The 22,730-nt window shown below is 45.5% G+C and carries 22 protein-coding genes; 14 read left to right on the top strand and 8 right to left on the bottom strand.

Features of this window, described 5'->3' with window-relative positions; translation table 11 throughout:
• Positions 1-135: 135 nt before the first annotated feature.
• Positions 136-591 (bottom strand): hypothetical protein, encoded by a 456-nt coding sequence (locus HP570_RS20825; RefSeq protein ID WP_173626990.1) that lies wholly within the window; start codon positions 589-591, stop codon positions 136-138.
• Between the two features lie 224 nt (positions 592-815).
• On the opposite strand from HP570_RS20825, the gene HP570_RS20820 reads away from it, so the two are divergent.
• A complete protein-coding gene (locus HP570_RS20820; RefSeq protein WP_173626989.1) occupies positions 816-2,447 on the top strand; it encodes a peptide ABC transporter substrate-binding protein in 1,632 nt (543 codons plus the stop codon).
• Positions 2,448-2,790: 343 nt separating this feature from the next.
• Here the strand turns inward: HP570_RS20820 and HP570_RS20815 are convergent, their stop codons facing one another.
• The 3 genes from HP570_RS20815 to HP570_RS20805 all read right to left on the bottom strand — a co-directional run bounded on the left by HP570_RS20815 (position 2,791) and on the right by HP570_RS20805 (position 6,050).
• Positions 2,791-4,176, bottom strand: a complete 1,386-nt coding sequence (locus HP570_RS20815) for an L-cystine transporter (RefSeq protein WP_173626988.1) — start codon at positions 4,174-4,176, stop codon at positions 2,791-2,793.
• 720 nt (positions 4,177-4,896) lie between these two features.
• Complete coding sequence (locus tag HP570_RS20810; RefSeq protein ID WP_173626987.1) at positions 4,897-5,145, bottom strand: hypothetical protein; 249 nt, start codon at positions 5,143-5,145, stop codon at positions 4,897-4,899.
• A 107-nt stretch (positions 5,146-5,252) separates the two neighbouring features.
• Entirely contained in the window at positions 5,253-6,050 is a 798-nt protein-coding gene (locus HP570_RS20805; protein WP_012684552.1) for a carbon-nitrogen hydrolase family protein, read from the bottom strand.
• 170 nt (positions 6,051-6,220) lie between these two features.
• On the opposite strand from HP570_RS20805, the gene HP570_RS20800 reads away from it, so the two are divergent.
• From HP570_RS20800 to HP570_RS20775, 6 genes are all read left to right on the top strand, one after another.
• On the top strand, positions 6,221-7,684 hold the full coding sequence (locus HP570_RS20800) for a sensor histidine kinase (protein ID WP_173626986.1): 1,464 nt from the start codon (positions 6,221-6,223) through the stop codon (positions 7,682-7,684).
• A gap of 15 nt (positions 7,685-7,699) precedes the next feature.
• Positions 7,700-8,395 (top strand): response regulator transcription factor, encoded by a 696-nt coding sequence (locus HP570_RS20795; RefSeq protein ID WP_012684550.1) that lies wholly within the window; start codon positions 7,700-7,702, stop codon positions 8,393-8,395.
• 200 nt (positions 8,396-8,595) lie between these two features.
• Positions 8,596-9,873 carry a helix-turn-helix domain-containing protein gene (locus HP570_RS20790; RefSeq protein WP_173626985.1) on the top strand — a complete coding sequence of 426 codons (1,278 nt, stop codon included), beginning with the start codon at positions 8,596-8,598 and terminating at the stop codon, positions 9,871-9,873.
• Positions 9,874-10,453: 580 nt separating this feature from the next.
• The gene (locus tag HP570_RS20785) at positions 10,454-11,932 is read left to right on the top strand and encodes an S-layer homology domain-containing protein (protein WP_173626984.1); all 1,479 of its coding nucleotides are present in this window, start codon (positions 10,454-10,456) and stop codon (positions 11,930-11,932) included.
• Between the two features lie 125 nt (positions 11,933-12,057).
• On the top strand, positions 12,058-12,723 hold the full coding sequence (locus HP570_RS20780) for an ankyrin repeat domain-containing protein (protein ID WP_173626983.1): 666 nt from the start codon (positions 12,058-12,060) through the stop codon (positions 12,721-12,723).
• A gap of 230 nt (positions 12,724-12,953) precedes the next feature.
• A complete protein-coding gene (locus HP570_RS20775) occupies positions 12,954-14,672 on the top strand; it encodes a hypothetical protein (protein WP_173626982.1) in 1,719 nt (572 codons plus the stop codon).
• Positions 14,673-15,159: 487 nt separating this feature from the next.
• Here the strand turns inward: HP570_RS20775 and speD are convergent, their stop codons facing one another.
• The gene (gene speD / locus HP570_RS20770; RefSeq protein WP_012684545.1) at positions 15,160-15,969 is read right to left on the bottom strand and encodes an adenosylmethionine decarboxylase; all 810 of its coding nucleotides are present in this window, start codon (positions 15,967-15,969) and stop codon (positions 15,160-15,162) included.
• Positions 15,970-16,174: 205 nt separating this feature from the next.
• Between speD and HP570_RS20765 the strand changes: the two genes are divergently transcribed.
• The 7 genes from HP570_RS20765 (at position 16,175) to HP570_RS20735 (ending at position 19,825) form a co-directional block, all read left to right on the top strand.
• The gene (locus HP570_RS20765; RefSeq protein WP_012684544.1) at positions 16,175-16,528 is read left to right on the top strand and encodes a DUF805 domain-containing protein; all 354 of its coding nucleotides are present in this window, start codon (positions 16,175-16,177) and stop codon (positions 16,526-16,528) included.
• 221 nt (positions 16,529-16,749) lie between these two features.
• Positions 16,750-16,995, top strand: a complete 246-nt coding sequence (locus HP570_RS20760; protein ID WP_012684543.1) for a hypothetical protein — start codon at positions 16,750-16,752, stop codon at positions 16,993-16,995.
• 13 nt (positions 16,996-17,008) lie between these two features.
• Entirely contained in the window at positions 17,009-17,380 is a 372-nt protein-coding gene (locus HP570_RS20755) for a spore coat protein (RefSeq protein ID WP_012684542.1), read from the top strand.
• 15 nt (positions 17,381-17,395) lie between these two features.
• Positions 17,396-18,532, top strand: a complete 1,137-nt coding sequence (locus HP570_RS20750; protein WP_173626981.1) for a zinc-dependent alcohol dehydrogenase — start codon at positions 17,396-17,398, stop codon at positions 18,530-18,532.
• A 30-nt stretch (positions 18,533-18,562) separates the two neighbouring features.
• Entirely contained in the window at positions 18,563-18,757 is a 195-nt protein-coding gene (locus HP570_RS20745) for a hypothetical protein (protein ID WP_012684540.1), read from the top strand.
• Between the two features lie 12 nt (positions 18,758-18,769).
• Positions 18,770-19,063, top strand: coding sequence for a spore coat protein (locus tag HP570_RS20740; protein ID WP_012684539.1), 294 nt, complete (start codon positions 18,770-18,772; stop codon positions 19,061-19,063).
• Between the two features lie 195 nt (positions 19,064-19,258).
• Positions 19,259-19,825, top strand: a complete 567-nt coding sequence (locus HP570_RS20735; RefSeq protein ID WP_041749778.1) for a hypothetical protein — start codon at positions 19,259-19,261, stop codon at positions 19,823-19,825.
• Positions 19,826-19,974: 149 nt separating this feature from the next.
• Here HP570_RS20735 and HP570_RS20730 read toward each other — a convergent pair whose 3' ends face one another.
• The 3 genes from HP570_RS20730 to HP570_RS20720 form a co-directional block, all read right to left on the bottom strand.
• Entirely contained in the window at positions 19,975-21,228 is a 1,254-nt protein-coding gene (locus tag HP570_RS20730) for a CynX/NimT family MFS transporter (protein ID WP_173626980.1), read from the bottom strand.
• Positions 21,229-21,411: 183 nt separating this feature from the next.
• Entirely contained in the window at positions 21,412-21,981 is a 570-nt protein-coding gene (locus HP570_RS20725) for a helix-turn-helix domain-containing protein (RefSeq protein ID WP_012684536.1), read from the bottom strand.
• 206 nt (positions 21,982-22,187) lie between these two features.
• Entirely contained in the window at positions 22,188-22,655 is a 468-nt protein-coding gene (locus HP570_RS20720; RefSeq protein WP_173626979.1) for a hypothetical protein, read from the bottom strand.
• Positions 22,656-22,730: the final 75 nt, after the last annotated feature.

The raw sequence follows: 22,730 nt of genomic DNA, 5'->3' as shown, positions 1-22,730 counted from the left end.
TCTGTATTTTTTTGTCAATGAGCAAAGCATTTTCATTACGCGAGTTCTATTTTTCGTCGAGAAACTGAATGAAAAAGAACTGATGGTTATATACACCTTATCCATCAGTTCTTTCTCTCATGTTTTATACGACTTCTAGCGATTCAAGTTTTTAATGTACATGCCAGCAGCCACTTCTCGCTCGTAAACCCATCCTGGCGGAATAGGTGAATATTTGCTTACTAATAATACGGTTCCATAAGGAGCTCCTATTACATATTTGATCACTCGACCATCTACTTCATCTCTTAAAACTACCCATCCCGCTGGAACGGGAGAATATTTGCTAACTCGTAATTCCGTACCATAGGGAGCACCTGCTGTATTTTTAATGAGCTTGGAACCGAGATCTTCACGAATGACCACCCAACCTGCCGGGACAGCAGCAGATTTTCGAATCCATTCCTCCTGTGAGCTCCATCTAGCAGAAACGGATGAATGTTCTCTCTGCCCATCAACACTAGATGATGGGTTTGCGGCTTGAATCGGAGACGTTAGCACTGCGGAAAATACGGCTACACTCAATGCTGAAAAAACCATTTTCTTGAACAAAGTGATTCCCACCTCTCCTGTCATTAAATTCTACCAGAATATACCATAATTTTAAAAACGAGTAAATTTTTAAGAAAAATCTATCAATTCCTCTTGTTATTCCTATTTCTATCAATGACATAAATAAATATTTTTTATCGAGAAACTAAAAAAATTCCTTTGCTATTGAAAACACTAGCAAATATTCTGAATATACGTTTTCTATCATTTTTAGGGGGGTATTTATGAAAAAGGGACTGGCAATTGCAACCTGTCTTACCTTGCTTTTCGGGGTACTAGCGGGGTGCTCGAACTCTTCCGCACCTGCTGAACCCACTGGCTCCACTACACCTGCAGAAGCGACAAAAACAGAGCCGATGGTGTTAAAATGGAGCATTAACAGCGAGCCTCCTTCGATGGACCCTGGGATCGCCGTCGACGCGGATTCGTTTGACATGATTTATGCTGCCTTTGAGGGTTTGACCAGCTATGATCTGAATGGACAACTCGTCAATGCAACGGCTGAGAGCTTCACCAACTCGCCGGATTACATGAACTACACCTTCAAAATTCGCAAGGACGCCAAATGGAGCAACGGAGACCCCGTCACCGCCCATGACTTCGTCTATGCGATCAAACGCAACCTCGATCCGAAAACAGCGTCTGAGTACGCCTATCAGCTTTATTACATTAAAGGAGGAGAGGAGTACAATACGGGAAAAGGCAAAGCAGAGGATGTAGGCGTCAAGGCTGTAGACGACTACACCGTCGAATTCAACTTGAAGTCACCCACTCCGTTTTTCCGTGAGCTAACCTTCTTCCCGACCCTCTTCCCGTTGCATCAAAAAACGCTGGAAGGAAACCCGAAATGGGCGAATGAAGCGAAAACCATCGTGGGAAATGGTCCATTCATCATGGACAAGTGGGAGCATAAAAGCAGAATCGTCTTTACGAAAAACCCGAACTACTGGGACAAAGACAACGTCAAGCTTGACCGAATCGAAATTGCTATGATCGAGGACAACAATACAGCGTTTTCCATGTTTGAAAATGGCGACATCGACTGGGGCGGCTATCCTGCCTCAACACTTCCGACCGATGCAATCCCTACACTCAAAGATGCAGGCAAGCTGATGGTCGCGGATAATCCCGGCACGCAATCCGTTGTTTTTAATACAAACAAACCACCGTTCAACAATAAAAAAATTCGCCAAGCGTTCGCTTATGCCATCAACCGTCAGGAAATCATCGACAATATTTTGCAGACGGGTGTTCCAGCCGCCTATGGTTGGGTACCGACTTCTATGGGATTAAAACCAGACGGCTATTTTAAAGAAGACCAGGCGAAAGCCAAAGCATTACTGGAAGAAGGTATGAAGGAGCTCGGACTCTCGACCTTCCCGACCGTTACCTACACCTTTGACACGAATGATACCAATAAAAAACTGGCAGAAGCCCTGCAAGATCAGTGGAAAAAAGCACTCGGTGTTGACGTAAAGCTGTACACAGCGGAGCTGAAGGTGTACCGCGACATGAGATCGCAAGCGAACTTTGACATGATCCGTTTCCAATGGGGCGCAGACTTCAACGACCCGATCAACTTCCTGGAGATGTTCCGCGATAAAACGGGCGGAAACAACCATCCGGATTGGGAAAATGCCAAGTTTAAAGAGCTGATCGACAAGAGCTACAACGAGCCTGATCTGGATGCGCGGAAAAAAATCCTGCTAGAAGCGGAAACGATTCTTATGGAGGAAATGCCGTTGGCTCCAATCAACTTCCGTGGAAGCCCTTATGTGAAAAACGATAAGGTGAAGGATTTCATCATCTTCCCGCTTGGTGGTGCTTACTTCAAGTACACCTCAATTACTCAATAGGGCAGGTTTTGTACGAACATAGTGGTGGGGAAGAGAAAAACGGGCTTCCTCCGTTCGTGGCACGCCAACAAGGAAGCGGAGATGTCCGTCTCCACTCCAAAAAGCGGTACGTCGACCAAAAGCCACCCGATGGGCGGAAGCTTCTCAGGGGAGAGGTTGGTCGACAAGCGTGTACCGCTTTTTTCCGTTTCGACTAGGTCGGCGTGCCAAGGCCTCCGGTCGCTCCGTTTTTCTCTTCCTCTCCGTAGCGTTTTGTATTCACGAGCTTCTTTAAAAATACGTAACCCCAAATAAAACAGGCTGTACCTGTCTGAATAGACGGTACAGCCTGTTTTTATTACATTTACACAGTCAGCGTTTTTTGGTCGTTTCCGTGGTAAGCATTGGTATCCAGCTCTTTTGTCACTCTGCTCGTCAAAAGTCCGGAGGTCATGCTTCCGCTTACGTTTAGCGCTGTGCGGCCCATGTCAATTAGTGGCTCAACGGAGATGAGCAGACCGACAATGGCAATTGGCAAATTCATCGTGGACAAGACGAGCAGTGCTGCAAAGGTCGCCCCGCCCCCTACGCCTGCAACCCCGAAGGAGCTGAGTGCCACAACTGCGATCAGTGTCAGGATGAAAGATGGTGTCAGCGGATCAATTCCTGCGATAGGTGCTACCATGACAGCCAGCATGGCTGGATACGTACCTGCGCAACCGTTTTGTCCGATGGAGAGTCCAAAGGAGCCTGCGAAGTTGGCAATTCCTTCAGGAACTCCCATGCTTTGTTGCGTTTTTACATTCAGCGGTAACGCGCCCGCGCTCGTACGTGAAGTGAAGGCGAATGTCAGGACAGGGAATGCTTTTTTCACATAGGTGATTGGATTCAATCCTGCAAACGTCAACAGCAACAAATGAACGATAAACATGATGATCAGCGCCACATACGATGCGACAACGAACTTGCCCAGCTGCCAGATTGCATTGTAATCGCTGGTAGCTGCGACTCTGATCATGATTGCCAGTACACCATATGGCGTCAGGCGCAAGATCAATGTCACGATACGCATAGTGATGGCATGGAATGCGTCCACGATTTTCGCAAACAATTCAGCTTGCTCCGGATTTTTGCGTTTTACCCCTAAATACGCAACACCGATAATCGCAGAGAAAATCACGACGGCAATCGTGGAAGTCGCCCGATCTCCAGTTAGATCGAGGAACGGATTCGCAGGAAGCAGCTCCAGGATTTTTGCTGGCATGCTCAAGTTCTGGATATCACCCAAGCGCTGCTCTACCTGTTCGATCCGAGCAGATTCCGCATCCCCCTGCTGGAATTGTGCCCCATCGAGATTAAATGCCAAGGTAGTCGAAATCCCGATTGCTGCCGCGACAGCAGTCGTCGCTACCAAAAGTCCGATAATCAGTGTACTGATTTTTCCAATGTTATTGGTTAGTTTCATTTTGGTGAAAGCCGATAAAATAGATATAAATACCAGTGGCATTACGATCATTTGAAGCAGCTTCACATAGCCTTTCCCTACAATGTTGTACCATTCGATGGTGGATTTGAGTACGTCCGATTTGGCTCCGTATATGTATTGCAAAATGAGTCCAAATAAAATTCCGAGTCCAAGACCGACAAATACCCGCTTGGAAAAAGAAATATGCTTCTTTTGCATGGCGTACAATCCAGCAATGAATAAGAGCAACAAAACGATGTTTACGATGATCAATAACGTCGACATATATTCCCCTCCCTTTCGTTCTATGTACCTCTCATTATTGTATTCGGTATAGATATAGTTATATTACCAACAATCCCTATTGGTCAAGTATGAATTGTTTTTGTATTATTCCAAACTGTCTTGCAGAGGTAGATAAGGTCCAGCTGTAGTGGTGGGGAGGAAACAGGAGAAAACGCTCAGATTCTAGGGCCACCCCCTGGGAGATTGACCGCCCGACTCCATGCAAAAAGCGAAACCGCGTCCAAAGTGGTCTCTTCCTCGAAGTTATTTCAGAGGTGGACGCTTAAGAGCGTGTTTCGCTTTTTGCATTGCGTCTCAGTCGGTGTCCCTAAGATCTTCGCTTATTTCTCCTGTTTCCTCTGCGAGCTATCTGTTCTAAACGAGTTTTTAATGCCTTAAAAGATTGAAGAATGCACTCTCGTTACGCTAGAGAAGAATATTTCCAGACGTAGCGAATTGTGAAGTCCTACCGAGCGGAGAAGGGATTCGCGGGAAATAGAAACGCAACCGTGCCCATACGACGTAGCGGCTACCACTTTTGCGTTTCCCCGCGAATCCCTTCGGAGCGGCCAGTCTTGACCCCCAGCAGGACGAAGCACTGAAGCCTAGACTGGAAATATTCTTCTCCCCACCGCAGCCACATATCAAGTGAGCAATGGAAAAACCAGGAACCGCCCATTTGGACGATTCCTGGTTCGTTATAATACGAAATCATTTCACTTATTTTAATTGCTTCACCACCAAACACCACAACCAAGTGATGACGACCGCACCAATGGCTCCGGCAAAGACGTTGAAGCCTGCCCACATCCACAGCCAATCACCCAGTACCAAATCGCCCAGCCAGCTACCCAAAAGAGCAGCAATGAGCGAAGCCCACCAGCCTGATCCTGTCGCTTTTCCTTTACAGATCAAGCTCATTGCCCACCAAACGACCACACCGACGACAGCCCATACGAACCAGAACATTCGTACACACTCCCTCTCTTATGATGGTGACGCTTACATTAGGGCCAAAATAATGACTATTATCTGTTACCATCATATTGAACAAAAGAGAAAGTGTGCATAGGCATTTAATTGGTATACAGTTCTGCTCGGCGGTTAGCAACACTTGGCAATTTGCCCCGTACTCGTTCAATCCGACTTACATCCAGTTCTGTGACCAATAACGTTTCTTCTTCCCCTGCACTTGCTATCACGACACCCATCGGATCGACGAACATGCTGCGTCCGGCAAAAATATTTCCGACCTGATCAGCCGCACATACGAACATTGTGTTTTCAATAGCACGCGCACGAACCAGCGTCTCCCAGTGATCCTCTTTCATCGCTCCCGCTACCCAGCCTGCTGGCACAAACAAAATATCGGCACCCTGTAACGCAAACTGTCTCGCGATTTCCGGGAAGCGCACCTCGTAGCATACCATCAGCCCGATTTTGCCAAATTCCGTTTCCACCACTTGATACGGATTATCACCAGGCGCGATGAAGTCCGATTCTGTGTAGGAAAAGGCATCGTACAAATGTGTCTTGCGATACGCATGTAGCAGCTGACCTTCACGCCCTAGAAAAACGGTCGTATTGTAGGCACGATTCTCATCACCCTCGATGGATTCGAACACACCACAAACCACATAAACTCCGTGCTCCGAAGCGAGCTCTGCCAAGCCGGAAACGAATGGACCATCCAGCTTTTCCGCTACCTCTGCTGGGGTTACTCCCGACTTTGGCGTGGCAGGTGCGCTGTACATTTCAGGCAAGATTACAAAATCAGCCCCTGCTGCTTTTGCTTTTGCAATGTAATCGGCTGCTTTTTGCAAATTTTGCGTCTTATCCATCGTCGCTGTCAGTTGTGCAATGGCTACTTTCATGAATATCCCCGTCCTTCCTATTCATAACAAAGCTCTCGTTTTCTTACTTGCTAGTATAACTGATTTTGACCGAGTTCCAAGTAAATATGCTTTACCAGCTGGACGTCTTGTATATAATGGACTTGTCATCTTGCGTACAAATTTTCACCCGATTGAAAGTAGGTGAGTCCATGTCCATCCGTATCAAGCTGCTGCTCTCTTACACAGGGATGCTAGTCATCAGCTTGCTGACATTTTTTGTAGCCGCCAGCCTATTTACGATTGCAGCGACAGGTGATTTCAACAGCTTTCGCGATTTTTATAAAGTGCATTATCAGCTCAATCCGCTGACAGAACAAGAGGAGAATATTTTCCTTGAATTGAAATATCTCGCCAAGAATGAGCCGGATCAATTGCAAAACCAGGAGCTGCTTGCCGATTACGATTTTAAGCTCAAAACGGTACGAGCCGGCCTGTACATCCGCAGAGAGAGCAATCAAGTCTTTACCTCCCCAACCATCAATCAGCCCGAGCTGGAAAACAGCTTGCCGCCCTATGACTTGAACAACAACCAGATTCGCAACACGTTCAACATCGGCGAAAGATTTTATGCGTATGCCAAGTTTGACTTCAAGTTTTCGGATGGCGCAAAAGGCAGTGTTTTTGTAATCCGCGAACGCAGTCCATTTGGTGAGGTGATCCGCAAACTGCTGCCGATGCTCGTGTTCCTCCTCCTCGGCGTCCTTGTCATCGCAAACGTCTTGCTGTACCGCTGGATTACTCGCAGCGTCGTCAAGCCGCTTGATTTACTGCGCCATTCAGCTGAGAACATCAAGGAAGGCAATCTGGACTTTGAGCTCCATCTGTACACGAAGGACGAGATTGGACAACTGAACGAAGCGTTCGAAAACATGCGCAAACGATTGCAGGAATCAGTGCGACTGCGCCTTGCGGACGAAGAAAGTCGCAAAGAGTTGATCTCCAACATCTCGCATGATTTACGTACACCGATTACCAATATCAAGGGCTACATCGAGGGGATCCGCGATGGCGTAGCTGATACCCCGGAGAGAATGGACAAGTACGTCAACATCATTTACTCCAAGGCAGTAGACCTCGACTTGCTCGTTGATGAGCTGTTTCTCTACTCCAAGCTCGATCTGAAGCAAGTGCCCTTTACGTTTGAACATGTAGATATCGTCCAGTTTTTGGATGACTGCATCGACGAGCTGCACTACGATCTGGAAAAGAAGGGCATTACGATTCAGTGGGATCAACGCACAGCAGAAGGCACCCTGGTCATCGCCGATCTGGAAAAAATCAAGCGCACCGTCTTAAACATCATTGGCAACTCCCAAAAATACATGGATAAACCTAAAAAAATCATCTGTGTCTCGGTTCAAGCGGACGCTCATTGGGCTACCATTGAAATAAAAGACAACGGAATCGGAATTCCGCAAGAAGCCATTCCTCACCTGTTCGAACGCTTTTATCGGGTGGAGCAATCCCGTAATTCTTCTACAGGCGGTAGCGGTCTCGGACTCTCCATCGCGCGCCAGATCGTCGAGGGTCACGGCGGAAAAATTTGGGTAGAGAGCAAGCAAGGTGTAGGTACCAGCGTGTTCTTTACGCTAAAACGTACCCACATACAATAGGAGGTGCACATTCCCATGTCTTCACGTATCCTCATCATTGAAGATGAGACGACTATCGCTCAACTGGAGCGGGATTATTTTGAACTGAATGGCTTTCAGGTCGATTTATGCCACTCTGGCAGCGAAGGCTTGCCCCTTGCCATCAATGGCGACTACAGTTTGATCATCGTTGATTTGCAGCTTCCGGGCATGGACGGCTTCGAATTGTGCAGCCAGATCAGACAAGTCAAGGAAGTGCCGATCCTGATCGTCTCCGCCAAAAAAGAAGAGATCGATAAAATCCGAGCCTTTAATCTCGGTGCCGATGACTATATTACAAAGCCGTTTAGCCCCAGCGAATTGGTTGCCAGAGCCAAAGCCCATCTGACAAGATACGAGCGTTTGACAGCCCGACAAGCTGAGCCATCGAACGCAGAGATTCACATTCGCGGTCTCGTCATCGACAAAGTCTCCCGAAGAGTCTACGTACGCAATCAGGAAGTTATTTTCACGACAAGAGAATTCAATCTGCTTGAATTTCTAGCGACTCACCCGAATCGGGTTTTTAACAAAAACGAGCTGTTCGAACGAATCTGGGGCATGGACTCCAGTGGAGATATCGCGACCGTTACGGTACATATTCGCAAGCTGCGGGAAAAGATCGAAGTCGATCCTTCCAATCCGCAGTATATCGAGACAGTCTGGGGTGCCGGTTACCGATTTACTGTCTAAAGGTGAATACCATGATCATCACAAAACCTTTCGCGAAAACGAGGACGGATTTTCCGCTCTACGTCAAAGCTGGAGGTTTTTTTACTTGTTATGCACAATTGCATGTTTTTACATTTTTTACATAGGAAACTATTGCCAATCAATTGTGTGTGATATCATTAAAAAAATAAAAAACGATAAATTTTTTTAGGGGGCATCCAATGCTTATGGAAGTCGGAGATTTACTCCATGCCTACCGACAACGGAGAAATATATCGTTGAGTGAGCTTGCAGAGCGTACAGACATTAGTAAGGCAGCACTTTCCAAAATTGAATCAGGGGAAACAAAGCGACCAGGGTTTTCCCAATGGAAAAAGATCGCAAGTGCTCTCAATATTCCGCATGTCGACGTAATCACCGCATATCTGGACACCACGGAAAGACCTGTGACACTTCAATTACTGCTGAAAGAGGCGCTTGAACTTAATTACCCGCCAGTGGTGCAGCTGGTAGCTCTGAAGCTACTGGAAACGCCAAAAATGGACACTTTTCTAGCGCTCGATCATCTTCTACAGGCGACTAATGACGCGAAGGATCAAGGTGTCACGCTGACCCTATATAATGTGATGATTGATTACGCAAGAAAACACGGCGTTCCGTTCTATCTAGGAAAGGGACTCTACGAGCGCTATATGCTCGAAAGGGACGATTTCTCGCGATTTGAAGAAACCTACCGCCGAGGAAAGGAATTGCTGCACTACATTGATCTGCTACCGCCGATTGAACGCATTACCTTTTACTATCGAATGGGAACGCACGCGTATATCTTAGGCTACTACGGGGAGAGTATCGAATTTTGCGGGAAAGGGATTCGCGAAGACGGTACGGACAATAAGCCCAAAGCCTCGGCCCTCATTTCAGTTGTCAATTCATACCTGAGTCTGGGCGATCTGATCTTAGCTGAACTGTATCTAAAAGAGTATGAAGATAGTGAATACGCAGACTATCGAAAGATTCATCTACGAGCGCTTCTACACGCGAAACAGGGACAGCACGAGGATGCAATGAGATTGTACGAGCTGTGCCTCGCAGAAGCAGGGAAGGACAGCCGCGTGACCATTGTCAGCGATCTTTTAGAGGTCTATCTGGAAAGTGGGAATGATGCCCTTATAAAAGAGCTAATCGACTCCGAGGACCAGTTTTTACCTTCAGACGTTCTCGCCCATCCGTACCGGATTAAACAGGCTGCGCGATACTACAAGCGAAAAGGCGTGAGTCAGCTCGCGATTGGGCACATTGAAGAAGGATTCGATAGCCTATTGCAAAGTATCAGCTACTATCGACAGCTAGGTGCGTCCGATAAAGTTATAGAGGGTGTGGGACTCTTTCTAAAACATCATCGGCTACAACAAAAGGTTTTTTCGTTTGAAGACATGGAAATTATTGAGAAATTCTGCCATAATGATGGTATCTATAAATTAGGGAGGGATAGCCTGTGAAAAAGAAATTACTTGTACTCACTTTTGCTTTCCTTTTCACCGTAACGCCACTGTTAACACCGAATCTTAGTGAAAACAAAGTAATACTTAACGGTGCAGAACCTGATTGGTAGAGCGCTGCTAGTAGTCGTCTGTCCCTGCAATGAAATCACTCTTGTTGCGGAAGAATTACATATTTGGGGATTAGTACAAACAAATGATTTGCTAGAATTGCCGCCCTTTCATGCAAATGCACGAAAAAGAAGGGGATACCATTCCGGTTATTCTTCTTGATGAAGAGTTGAAGAAGGCTCCTTCTCGTTTAACAGTGAAGATGCTGAAGTTCTGGTTTTCAAACTCGAACATGGGATTACGAAAAGGAAAAATAAATACCGTTAATTTATTCAGGAGAGGCAGCGAAAGCTGTCTCTTTTTTATGGGCTTGACGCCGTATAGTCAGTAAGAAAGTGGCCAATTTATCTTTTTTTAAGAACTTTTTTAGATTCTATTAATCTCTTGTTTCTTGGCAGTTTAGGTCTCTCGACTATCCTACAAGTAATCAAGCAACACCCACTCAACTGATCTAGAGGAGGACCAACTGATGAAAAAGTTTTCCAATAAAATCGCGATCATGATGCTCGCAACTGTTATGGGCACAGCATCCCTTCCTTACGCTGCACTGAATGTGCAAGCAGCTTCCACTCCCCTGAATGCTCAAGAAATTCAGCAAGCCGTTACTGAACTCTCCAAGCTGAAAGTCATGCAAGGCAGTAACATTCATAATCAGGTTACGCGTGCCGAGCTGGCAAAAATGGTCGCACACACCTTTGGCTTGCAAGGCGGCAAAACAGATAAATCCGTAACGTTTACGGATGTGAAAGCAAATGACTGGTTCTATAAATACGCGGTAGATCTGGTATCCCTCGATATCATGCAAGCAAAAGATGGCCATTTTGATCCACGCGGAACCGTAACAGATGCTGAATTCGTGCAAATCGTCGCAAAAGCGCTCAAGCGTGATGTGAAATCGGTTAACTACTGGGCGGAGCGCTTCTTCTCCGCAGACAGCAACGTTACTCGCGGTGAAGCCGCTTATCTGTTGAATGTGGCTCGCCAGGCAATCCCTTCTGATAAAGCGACCATCACGAGCGTACACGCCTTGAACGAAATTACATTGATTGTGACGTTCGATGCTCCGTTGACCGCAGAAAACGAAGCATTTGCCAAAGCAAAAGAAGACTTTGTCTTTAGCGATGGACTGACACTGACTAATATGCCACGTCTGAAAACAGGTTCTACCAATACCTACATCGTGCCAACCTCTGTTCAAAAGCCAGGAATCACCTACAGCTTGACATACAAAGGGAAAAAGGCAGGCACATTCGCGGGCAACGCAACCAAGATCAACATGACAGAAGTGCGCCAAGTAACAAACGATACGTTTGAAGTCGAGTCCCTGCAAGCAAACGGTGTCATCGATTATGGATATGTCATCTCCGCCTACAGCGGAGGGCGCGGTGCAAATGCATTGGTGCTGGATCAAAACAACAATGCAAACGGCAAAACGTATCAAATCATTTCTTCCATGCAAGCAAGACAAGTGACCATTACACCAGAAGGCGGACAACCAATCGTAGCGAAATACGTGCCTTTCACACAATCAACAGACGGCAAGCAAGAAATTAAATTCCGTCTGCCAGAAGGCCAAGTCCTGACTCCGGGCGTTACGTTCACCATTACCTCCGACTGGGCGAATATCGCGAATCCAACCTTCGTCGCAAAAGAAATCGCTCCGCTCGAAATCAGCGAAGCCAAAGCAGTTAGTGAAACTTCTATCACCGTTTCCCTGACAGAGGACCCGGGAGACGAGCTGTTCTCCGGACGCAGCGTAGAACTCACTAGTGCAGACGGAGAAAAACTGCTGGCGACGTACAAATATTCCAGCCGCAAAGGTACCACAGGCGTGTTTGACATCCAGCAAGATGGTAAACTGAAAGCAGGTACCACATACACAGTAACACCTGTCGGCGATTGGGCTGGTAAATCTTCTGCCGAGTTTGCTCTCAAAACTACTTCGTGATCAAAAGATAACTTTATGAACTACCTCTTTTTATAATGCAGGTATCCAAATCAAAAGAAAGGTGTGGGCTCGCTATTCTGCTTATTAGTCTTATGACGATCGCCATCACTCTGTCAGGGTGTGAGATGAATTGGAATACCCTCCTGACGAGTGGCGAGCAGCAAGCAACCCAGGCGGTGAAAGTTGAAATGGATAAGCTGAATCAAGCCTTATTGACAGCAACCAGTCAAGGAGACAAAGCAGCGATTGAGAGGCTGCTTGCAGAAGGCGCGGATATTGACGCAACCGATAGTAGAGGCCGCACCTCTGCGATGATCGCGGTCCACTCTGGTCTACTAGACGTTTTCAACTTGTTGGTTGAACGCGGAGCCAACATCAACATCCGAGACAACAACTTAGACAATCCCCTGCTCTTTGCAAGTGCAGCAGGCCAGCTCGCATTCGTAAAAGCCTCGATAGCAGCAGGTGCTGACACTACCATTACGAACCGTTTTGGCGGAACGGCCTTGATTCCTGCGGCTGATCGTGGACATGTCGAGATCGTTAAGGAACTGCTCACCACCTCCGATGTCAACATTGATCACGTCAACCGATTGGGCTGGACCGCGCTCTTAGAAGCAGTGATTTTGGGCGATGGTGGCAAGAAGCATCAGGAAATCGTGAAGCTCCTGATCGAGCACAATGCGAATGTCAATCTCGCTGATCACGATGGTGTGACGCCTCTCGGGCATGCGAAGAAGCATGGCTACAAAGAAATGATGGAAATACTCACGCAGGCTGGCGGAAAATAAGAAGATAATTTTACTTTCAAAACTACTTCGTGATCAATAGTCGATTTTTTGAACTACCTTATGGAAGAAACAAAGGATAGGATCGTCAGAACTCATCTGACCCCTATCCTTTTTCTTATTTTCTAGCCCAAAAGCCCCTGCAAAAATTAAAACTTTTCCTATATTTAGGCGTCTACTACTAGTAAATCATTCCATTATGCCTATACCATTTTGACAGGAGCCTGTTTCACATGACCGTCAGCTCGTATACATCGATTCTGGAAACGGATAAACGAATCCGAAAAGCTTCTCCTAACCTTGAAGCTAAGGTGGAGATGTACAAGCTCTTTCTCGCTTCTACAGACGCTATTGAAATCCACATCAATAACCTGACGCATCCATTAACTACCATTAGAATCTATGACATCCATCGAACAAATCTTGCAGAAGCTGAATATAGCCCGAACGCCCCCATCATCCTTCCGTTTTTTCCAAAGGAAGATGGTCTTTACTATGTACAGCTGACGATTGGGCCTGATCCAGACCCGCAGCACACCTATCAATTGCACGTGGATAAGTACAAACGCCTATCGGGGCTCATGAATCAATCGGAGGAATTTACCGCAGAAAATGGTCCGTACATGATCGGACCAGAGGATGTCATCATAGCTGCTGGGACATCTATCAGTTTTGAAGCAGGGACATCCATCAATGTACGATGTCAAAACAAGATCGTCGTCCAAAACGGTGCCTCTATTTCTTTTCGCGGGGAACCAGTCAAACCTGTCGTCGTCATCGGAGCTATTGACGATACAACCGCACACCGTTGGAATCAGCTCGTGTTATCTCCCTTGGCTGAGGCAACTTTCCAGCACATCATTGTGCAATACGACAACGATGAAGACGGCGCGGAATTTTTGACCTCAGCAGCCCCTTTTGTAGCGATCGCCTCATCCGTTGAAGAATTCGAGTCAATGGTTGCCAAAGCGGACTATGTGGAGCGGGCCGCAGTCGTGTCTCCCTCTTCTCGCCTGGACTTCATCAAAACTTGGTTTCAGCAGTCTAGCCCTTATCGCTTTCATATTTTTGGCGACTTCTTACCTGAGCTTTATTTCGGCATGGATGTCACCACTTTTGCTCGATGGGAAACCGATACGAAGCGGATTAACGAAGAACGAGTAGAAGCTGGTGAAATCAATTACTGGGATTTTGTTAACGGCAACTTCACTGCCGATTTAATAGAAGCAACGTTTCTGTTTGCCAATAATGAGAGTAGCCCGGAGCTACGAATTCAACGATTGATTGATTTTCTGATCATCGCGCAAAAATGGAGGAGAAAACACGGATGCTTCAGCCTGTTCGACATGCTCGATCCATTCCACGATCACGACGAGGAATTTTACAAAACGTTTGAACAGATGTCGTCCGCCTTCTGGCTCGCGCATAATACGTCCATTATTCACTGGGATACTCTTTCACGAGAACTCGGCATTTGGCAAAAAGAAAGTTTCTTCGAACGACAATTCATCAACTCTGTCATGATTCGCCTGCACTTCGCAGCCGATCTGCCGTTCTCCCTTCCGGGGTATGGAAACAACATTCCACCTGTCGGCTTTCTGGGTATTTCCATTCACTTTGGCCCGTTCCGCTATCCAGAGGACTATCCGGCTCCCGGACCTGAATTCGACGTCAATTACGGCGAACTCTCTACAGCTACCTATGTGAAATTTATGTTCGAATCGTTGATCAATGGCAAAACGAATCCCGTCTACACGTGGTGGATACCTACACAAGCGGATAAGGAGCTGTTTCGAACCTTGCAGGAAAAAGGAATATCATTGGATTCCCCTCCGGAAGATTGGGACCGCGAATTCGTGCAGCCTGCTAGAAAAACGCTGGAGGAGATTCGGGCATTCTACCTTAACCCAACTCTTCGAGAAGATAAAAGAACGATGTCTTCCAACTGTTGAGGTCGGGGGAAGCCATGGCACATGTTTTCCAGTCGCCTATATCCTCTCTTCGTTCGGGCGGTCTCCTTCCAAACATGTGCCATGACTTTCGAACAGCAGAGGATTATTTCGGGGGTTAGATCATTTTGTTAGTGATGTCTAGAAGTCTTTTGAGAGAGATGATCTTTTGTTTCATCGTATTGTGTAACCTGTAGAAAGTACTTCGATTTTCGATCTTTGAATTAATGTTCAGGGAAACACACAAAGCTGCGTGGAAAGAAGTGCATTTCCAGTCCAAGCGCCTCTGGAGCCCAACTCAGCGTAGGAATGAATGGCGGGGAATTTCAGCTTTTATTACATACAAAAACGCATTTGCGTTTTCTGGTTTGAAGCGCTCCCGCCATTCATTTCGGAGCGGACAGTCAATCCCCCTTGCGGGGCGGAGGCCGAAGCGTAGACTGGAAATGCGCTTCTTTCCCCCACTACAGCTACGAAAAAAGCTTCCTCTTTAATTCACAAAATTTTTCCCATAGTAAATCTCATCCATCTCTATTTGCAATTGCTTCGTAATATCCTCCTGCTCCTCTGGTGTCAGCCTATCCTTCGTGTATCCAAACAAATAATTGTTCAGATCAAATTCCCTGCGCTTGCATTTGGTATGGAAAATATTGTCTTGGTACACATTCACATCAATCATATGGAACAATTCCTTAATTTCCTCGGGAATATAATTTTGGATGGAACTGATGTCGTGATCGATAAACAGCTTGTATCCATGTATATCCCGGGTAAAACCCCGCACCTTGTAATCAATTGTCATCAGGTCTGTATCAAACGAACGAATTAAATAATTGAGCGCTTTGAGCGGGGAAATTTCGCCACAAGTCGACACGTCGATATCGGCCCGGAATGTACTGATGCCCTCTGTTGGATGGTACTCTGGATACGTATGCACCGTAATATGACTCTTGTCCAATTGCAGCACCACATTTTCAGGCAAAGGTCCGGGGGATTCCTCATAAGATTCAGTAGGGACTTCTACAACAGGCCCCTCGGATACAAGAAAAGTGACGCTCGCGCCTTGAGGTACATAATCTTGCTTGGCCACATTCAGTACATGTGCGCCGATAATATCCGACACGTTTTTCAGGATACTCGTCAATCTCTCTGCATTGTATTGTTCATCTATGTATTCGATATACGCTTCCCGTTCCTCTTTTGTTTTCGTGTAGCAGATGTCGTACATATTGAAGCTGAGTGACTTGGTCAAATTATTGAAGCCATGCAGCGTAACGTTATGTTCTGTTTTTTGTTCCAAGCGTCATTTCCCCCTGTAGTAGCATCCAAAACTCGGTTTGTCTTACTTTTTCCTCTATCTCGTTCATAAATACCCATTACTTTTGTCCTATTAAAAATTGATTCAATAGCATCAGGGAAACTTAGCAGAATATGGTTCTAATCCCTTGGGTTTAGTGATAAAATATCGAAGTGTGTCAAAATTTAGAAGAAAGGGGGAAATTATCATGCATTGGTATACAAGCGTATTGAAACAATACGTCGCTTTTGCAGGAAGAGCTAGACGTCAAGAATATTGGATGTTCACTTTGTTCAACATCATCGTATCTCTGGTAATTGCTCTCGTAGACTCATTAATTGGTACTGCATCTGTTTTGGGCTATATCTATTCACTAGCAGTATTACTGCCTAGTTTGAGCGTAACTGCTCGCCGATTGCACGATACAGGAAGAAGTGGTTGGTGGATGCTTCTTGGGTTAATTCCTTTTATCGGTGCAATTATCTTGATCGTTTTCATGTGTCAAGACAGCCAGGGAGACAACCAATACGGTGCGAATCCTAAAGCTTCGCAATCATTCTAATGTCTCTATCGCCTCTCCTCATAAGGGAGAGGTTTTTTATTTTTAGCTCAAAGAACTCTTTTGCCATGCTCGTCCCTCCTTTGTTTACTTGTGACACACCCACCCCCTTTTTGTACTGACTATTCAGAAAACAAAAACCCCGTCGGAAGACTTCTTTTGAATACCAAGATGTGCTTAGGACAGAATAGAACTGTAAAAACGCCCAAAAGGAGGATTGTACGATGAATAAACAGACGCTGGCTGCCCATGAATCACTGGATATTCATGAAGTACTCAACTTCAAAACACTCTGTCTCGCCAAATCCAAGCTGATGCAAGGCATCGTATTCGATCAGGATTTACGAGCGCTGATGCAAAAAGACGTAGAACAATCCTTGCAAGCAATCGAGGAGCTTCAGGCTATTTACAAGAATGCACCCTTCCAGGCACCGATCCCGCAAACTCGCCCGACCCCCATCATAAACTGAAGGTGAAAATCCGATGAACAACGATTATCAAGATCCTATAAACGCGTTAAACATGCCGGAGAAGGCAGATATGACTTTTGCTATGGACTTCCTCATTCGTGCCAAGGAAGGCGTCCGAAACACAGCAATCGCTCTGACTGAAACCATTACTCCGGAAGCAAGAGCCGTATTGCGGAAACAACTCCACCAAGGAATTGCTCTCCATCAAGAAATCGCCGAGCTGATGCTCAGTAAAAAATGGTTCCATCCCTACGAGCTTCATGAACAGTATCAACTAGACCACCTCTCAGCCTTGGAAACGATCCAAATCGGGCAAATGAACCTTTTCCCTGAAGATACTTCGCGAAAAAGCATGTTCGATCGGACACCAGATGAACACCACTGATGGAGGAACTTATCGATGAAAGCTGTTACATACCAAGGCATTAAAAACGTAGTAGTAAAAGAGGTGCCCGATCCGAAGCTTGAAAAACCCGATGATATGATCGTGAAATTGACAAGCACCGCCATATGCGGATCCGATCTCCATTTAATTCATGGCATGATCCCCAATTTGCAAGAGGATTATATTATCGGTCACGAACCAATGGGTATTGTCGAAGAGGTTGGCCCTGGTGTAACCAAGCTGAAAAAGGGCGATCGCGTCATTATTCCATTTACGATCGCTTGCGGCGAATGCTTTTATTGCAAAAACCATTTAGAAAGCCAATGTGACAATTCAAACGAGAATGGCGATATGGGTGGTTTTTTCGGATATTCCGGTACAACTGGCGGTTATCCTGGGGGACAGGCAGAGTATTTGCGGGTGCCATTTGCGAACTTTACCCATTTCAAGCTACCTGAAAACTGCGAAGTAGAGGATGAAAAGCTGTGCTTGATTGCCGATGCCATGCCAACTGCCTATTGGAGCGTAGATAACGCAGGTGTCAAAGACGGGGATACCGTGATCGTTCTGGGCTGCGGACCCGTAGGTCTTCTTGTCCAAAAGTTTTGCTGGCTGAAAGGTGCAAAACGTGTGATCGCGGTTGATTATATCGAGTACCGCCTGCAACATGCAAAACGTACGAACAACGTAGAAATCGTTAACTTTGAGCAGGAGGAAAATATCGGTAACTACCTGAAAGAAATCACGAAGGGTGGCGCTGATGTTGTCATCGATGCTGTTGGTATGGATGGAAAAATGTCCGACCTGGAGTTTCTAGCGAGTGGCTTGAAGCTGCAAGGAGGCGCTATGGGGGCAATCGTCATCGCTTCTCAAGCAGTCCGCAAAGGCGGTACGATCCAAATTACCGGTGTTTATGGCGGGCGCTATAATGCCTTCCCTCTTGGAGACATTATGCAGCGCAATGTCAACATACGTTCCGGACAAGCTCCTGTGATCCACTACATGCCCTATATGTATGAGCTCATTACCACCGGAAAAGTCGATCCAGGCGACATCATCACGCACGTCATTCCCTTGGGTGAAGCAAAGCGTGGATACGAAGTGTTTGATACGAAAACGGACAATTGCATCAAAGTCGTTCTAAAGCCTTGATCAAATGATGGGAAGGAGGGGACCTCTGCGATGAGTTACGGATTGCACGAACAGCTTGAACTGCATGAAATTGCTACTTTTAAAACCATTTGCATGACCAAGTCCAAGACAATGCAAGGCCTCGTTTCCGATGAGACGTTGAGACAGCTTTTGGCTGACGATGTTCTCGTATCCACCAGACAGCTTCAGGAGCTGAGCTCTCTACTGACAAAAGCAAATTCATAGGGGGACAAACGCATGACTGGCATTCTTCAAAGCTTAGCTGGTATGGGTGGCCTGACGGATCAAGTAATCGCCATGGACCTTCTCATCTCCGCAAAGAGCGGTGTACGGAACTATGCGATGGCACTGACAGAAACAGGCACCCCAGAAATTAAGGCAACACTAACCAAGCAATTGGAAGAAGCAATCGATTTGCACGAAAAGATCAGCCTATACATGATTGAGCGAGGCTGGTACCATCCATGGAATATTGCCGAGCAGATTGAATTGGATCAGCAAAATATCCAGACCGCGTTACATCTTCCGTGAAGTGAAGCACCCTTTTTGGGTGCTTTTTATATTTTGTCTACTATTCGACAATATCTCCTAAAGTAAAAGAGAGATTCATCCTATAAAATGGTATATATAGGCGTTTTTAGGGAGGAGCGATGATATCTATCTCATAGCATCCACTCGATGAGCGTTTCAGAGCTACATTACTATTGTCAAGAAAGGTTGATGTTCATGTTTAAGAAAGCCTTGATCATCCTGACATTAAGCTCAGTTGTGGCTGTACCATGTTTAGCTGCAGAAGCCCATGGGGCCGCTCTACCTTTACAGAAGAAAGCGCCAGCCTCCGCAAAAACAATAATCAAAAATGCCGCATTTGGTCAGGAAGTCTGGGTCATGCTCGGCTCCCCTATTCCAAGCGGATGGGTCGTGATCAGAAGTACCGGAACCATGAACCTGATTAAGGATATGAACAATGCTCCGGCTGGTTACGAAGTTTGGGTCATGCTCGGTTCCCCAATGCCACCTGGATGGGTCGTCATCAGAAGTACCGGAACCATGAACCTGCTTAAAAATCTGAACAGCGCCTCTTCTAATGAGGAGGTTTGGGTCATGCTCGGTTCCCCAATGCCACCTGGATGGGTTGTGATCAGAAGTACCGGAACCATGAACCTGCTTAAAAATCTGAACAACGCTCCCTCTAATCAGGAGGTTTGGGTGATGCTAGGCTCGCCTATTCCTGACGGATGGATTGTGATCAGAAGTTCTGGAAATATGAACCTGATCAAACGTTTAGGCTAATCAGACCAATTGGATAACTCTATCCATAATAGATAGAAACATAGCATCCTCTCATCTACAAGCTGACGTCGAAACCCAATCGACATCAGCTTGTTTCCTTTTCCTTTTGGCCATAGGCTGGGAAAGCTAAAAGTGCACGCCTGGTTTGCTTACTTCGCTTTTGGCGGAGTGTTACTCGGTGGAATCGTTGCTTTTGAACCAATAGAACGATTTCTAGCTGCACCTAGACCAAATACAAAGAGCAAGATTGACGCACAAACCAAAAGTAGAAGGGGAACCGTCCAGCTATCCGTTGCATCATGCAGATATCCGAAAAGGGTCGGGCCTATTGCGGCAAGCAGGTATCCAACTGATTGAGCCATACCGGACAGCTCTGCAGCCTGTTGAGCATTCTCTGTACGTAAACCAAAAAACATCATCGATAAACTAAATGCAAAACCTCCACCAATTCCGAGCATGATAATCCACCAAACAATGAAATTCGCGCTTCCGTAAAGTAATCCAAGCGTTCCCATTAAAAGCAAAATGGCCGTAATCGTAACTAATAACCGTTGGCTGGACATACGCCCAGCGATAATCGGAACGATAAAAGTAAAAGGAAGCAAGGCTAACTGCATAACGGATAGGAACCAACCAGCTTGATCTGAACTTATTCCTTGCTGTTTTAAGATTTCAGGTAGCCATGTGATCAGTACATAGAAAAACGTAGATTGGAGTCCCATAAACAAGGTTACTTGCCACGCTAGTGCGGAACGCCATATATTCACACTGCTATCCGCCGATTTATTTTGAATCGTGGCTGTTTCCCTATTGCAGCGTTTCATTTGAGGTAACCAAAATAATACGGATACCAAACTAAGAATGGCCCATATTCCCAACGCCCCTCGCCATCCAACTCCTAATCCAACTGCAATGGGAACACTAATACCAGATGCAATTGCCCCTAATAAATTCATAGAAATGGAATATACACCAGTCATTAAACCAATTTGTCTAGGAAACTCCCGCTTTATAAGACTTGGCAACAATACATTAGAAACGGAAATTGCCAATCCAAGAACAGCGGTACCGATATATAAAGTACCGATTCCTGAGAAAGAACGCAAAATAACCCCAAAAGTAAGAAGGATGATGGAAATTAGAATGATTCCTTCTACTCCAAACCTTCGTCCTAATTTAGGAACAATAGGAGAAAAAAGTGCAAAAGCTAATAGGGGCAACGTGGTAATCATACCTGCCAGCGTATTCGAAATATGAACATCGTCCTTAATAAGACCAACTAGAGGCCCCACCGAGGTTAAAGGAGCCCGTAAATTAGCTGCAATAAATATGATTCCTACAATAACCACCCAAACTGCTGATCTGGCAACATTTGGTTTTGATTTCATCTTTTGCGTGCTCATCATTTTCCCTCTTTGTCTATTAGATTGGATACAGGAGTTAATACGAAACCGAAGAAAAAGTATATTATAATATACTTTTCAACAAACAACATATACTATAATACAACAAATAACCCTTTAGCAACCATTCGGTCAACAAAGGGTCATAGTCGTGGTAGTTTATAAACATACAGGGGATCATTTTTAGACCCCGTATTTCAATATAATATGGAGCACAACAAGCTCGTCGGACTGATTTATATAGGAATGCGTGCCATCTGCACAAAAACTAATCGAATCATACTGATTCAAGACGTATGACTCATTATTTACATGGATGGAAAGGGTTCCTGACATAACCGTCGCAATTTCCGTTGTATTGTGGTGGTGCTTCTCTGGATAGTATGAGCTATTCGGCTGTAAATAAGCTCTACACGTTTCAATTTCATTACTTACGTTTTGAAAGATTGGCTCAATGACCCAATCTTTATTATCCCCAGCAATTCTGAGTCCCTTCCCAGCTCTGGACAGATTTACACTGTTCTCGGTTGAGAATAACGCCAAGAGTGGGATAGATAAGCATTTCGAAATTTTCCACAGCACCCCGATTGTTGGGTTGGTTTCTCCACGCTCAATATTTCCAAGTGTCAGCTTGCTCACACCGGATAATTCTGATAAATCTTCCAGGCTCAAATGCTTCTCTTTACGAATTTTTTTTAATACCCCTCCAACCTGTAAAACAACTTGTTTAGGATCATCGGTTTCTGGATTCACGTTAAGCCTCCCTTTACCATAACAATGAAAACTATAAAAAATAGGCTAGTAGCATTCCTATACGATAGTGATGAAATCATACTAAATATACCAGATCATCAATCATAACATTCATTATGCGTATTATATTATACTTTGATCAGGTCTGTTTTCTCTTATCTTCTGATAGCATTCCTCTGTTACTAGGCTTGCATCCAACAAGAGCTCTATTCCCTTATCAACTTGCTAATTTGAGAGTCATACTCCTCTGGTTGAAACGTCATACTTGGTACTTTTTCAAGCCACTCCACTTTTGTCCCTATATTTTCAAAACTTTTAATCAAGTCTTCCCTCGTGCATTGGTCGATACCCATTCGCTCCCACTTGATAGTGCCCTCAAACCTTACAACTTCAGCGATAATTAATGTGCACCACAAGTCACAATCGTCGGGACACATCAATATGGGAAGCATTTCTCTCTGCTTGAACGAAAGATATCGGCTTCGTACAAAAGCCTTCTCTCTTGGTTCATCTATCCAGTCTAGAATAGTCGGAATCAATCCGTCCAAATGATGATTGGGGTAAAAAGAATGAACAATAACATCAAGTGGGACCTCATCAATCAAGACACGCTCGTGTTCATTATCGCAGTATTTACTTGTCATCTTCTTCACTTCTATTTTATTCAGTGCCAACCGAGTACCCCTCCATCAACGGCTCCGCGAAATATAATAAAACCCTTCCTGCAAAAACAGAAAGGGCCTTCTCCA

Origin of the sequence: Brevibacillus sp. RS1.1 (genome assembly GCF_013284365.1) — a bacterium.
Lineage (GTDB): Bacteria > Bacillota > Bacilli > Brevibacillales > Brevibacillaceae > Brevibacillus > Brevibacillus brevis_D.
The sequence above is the reverse complement of the archived record's forward strand: the minus strand, read 5'-3'. Positions and strand labels throughout refer to the sequence as shown.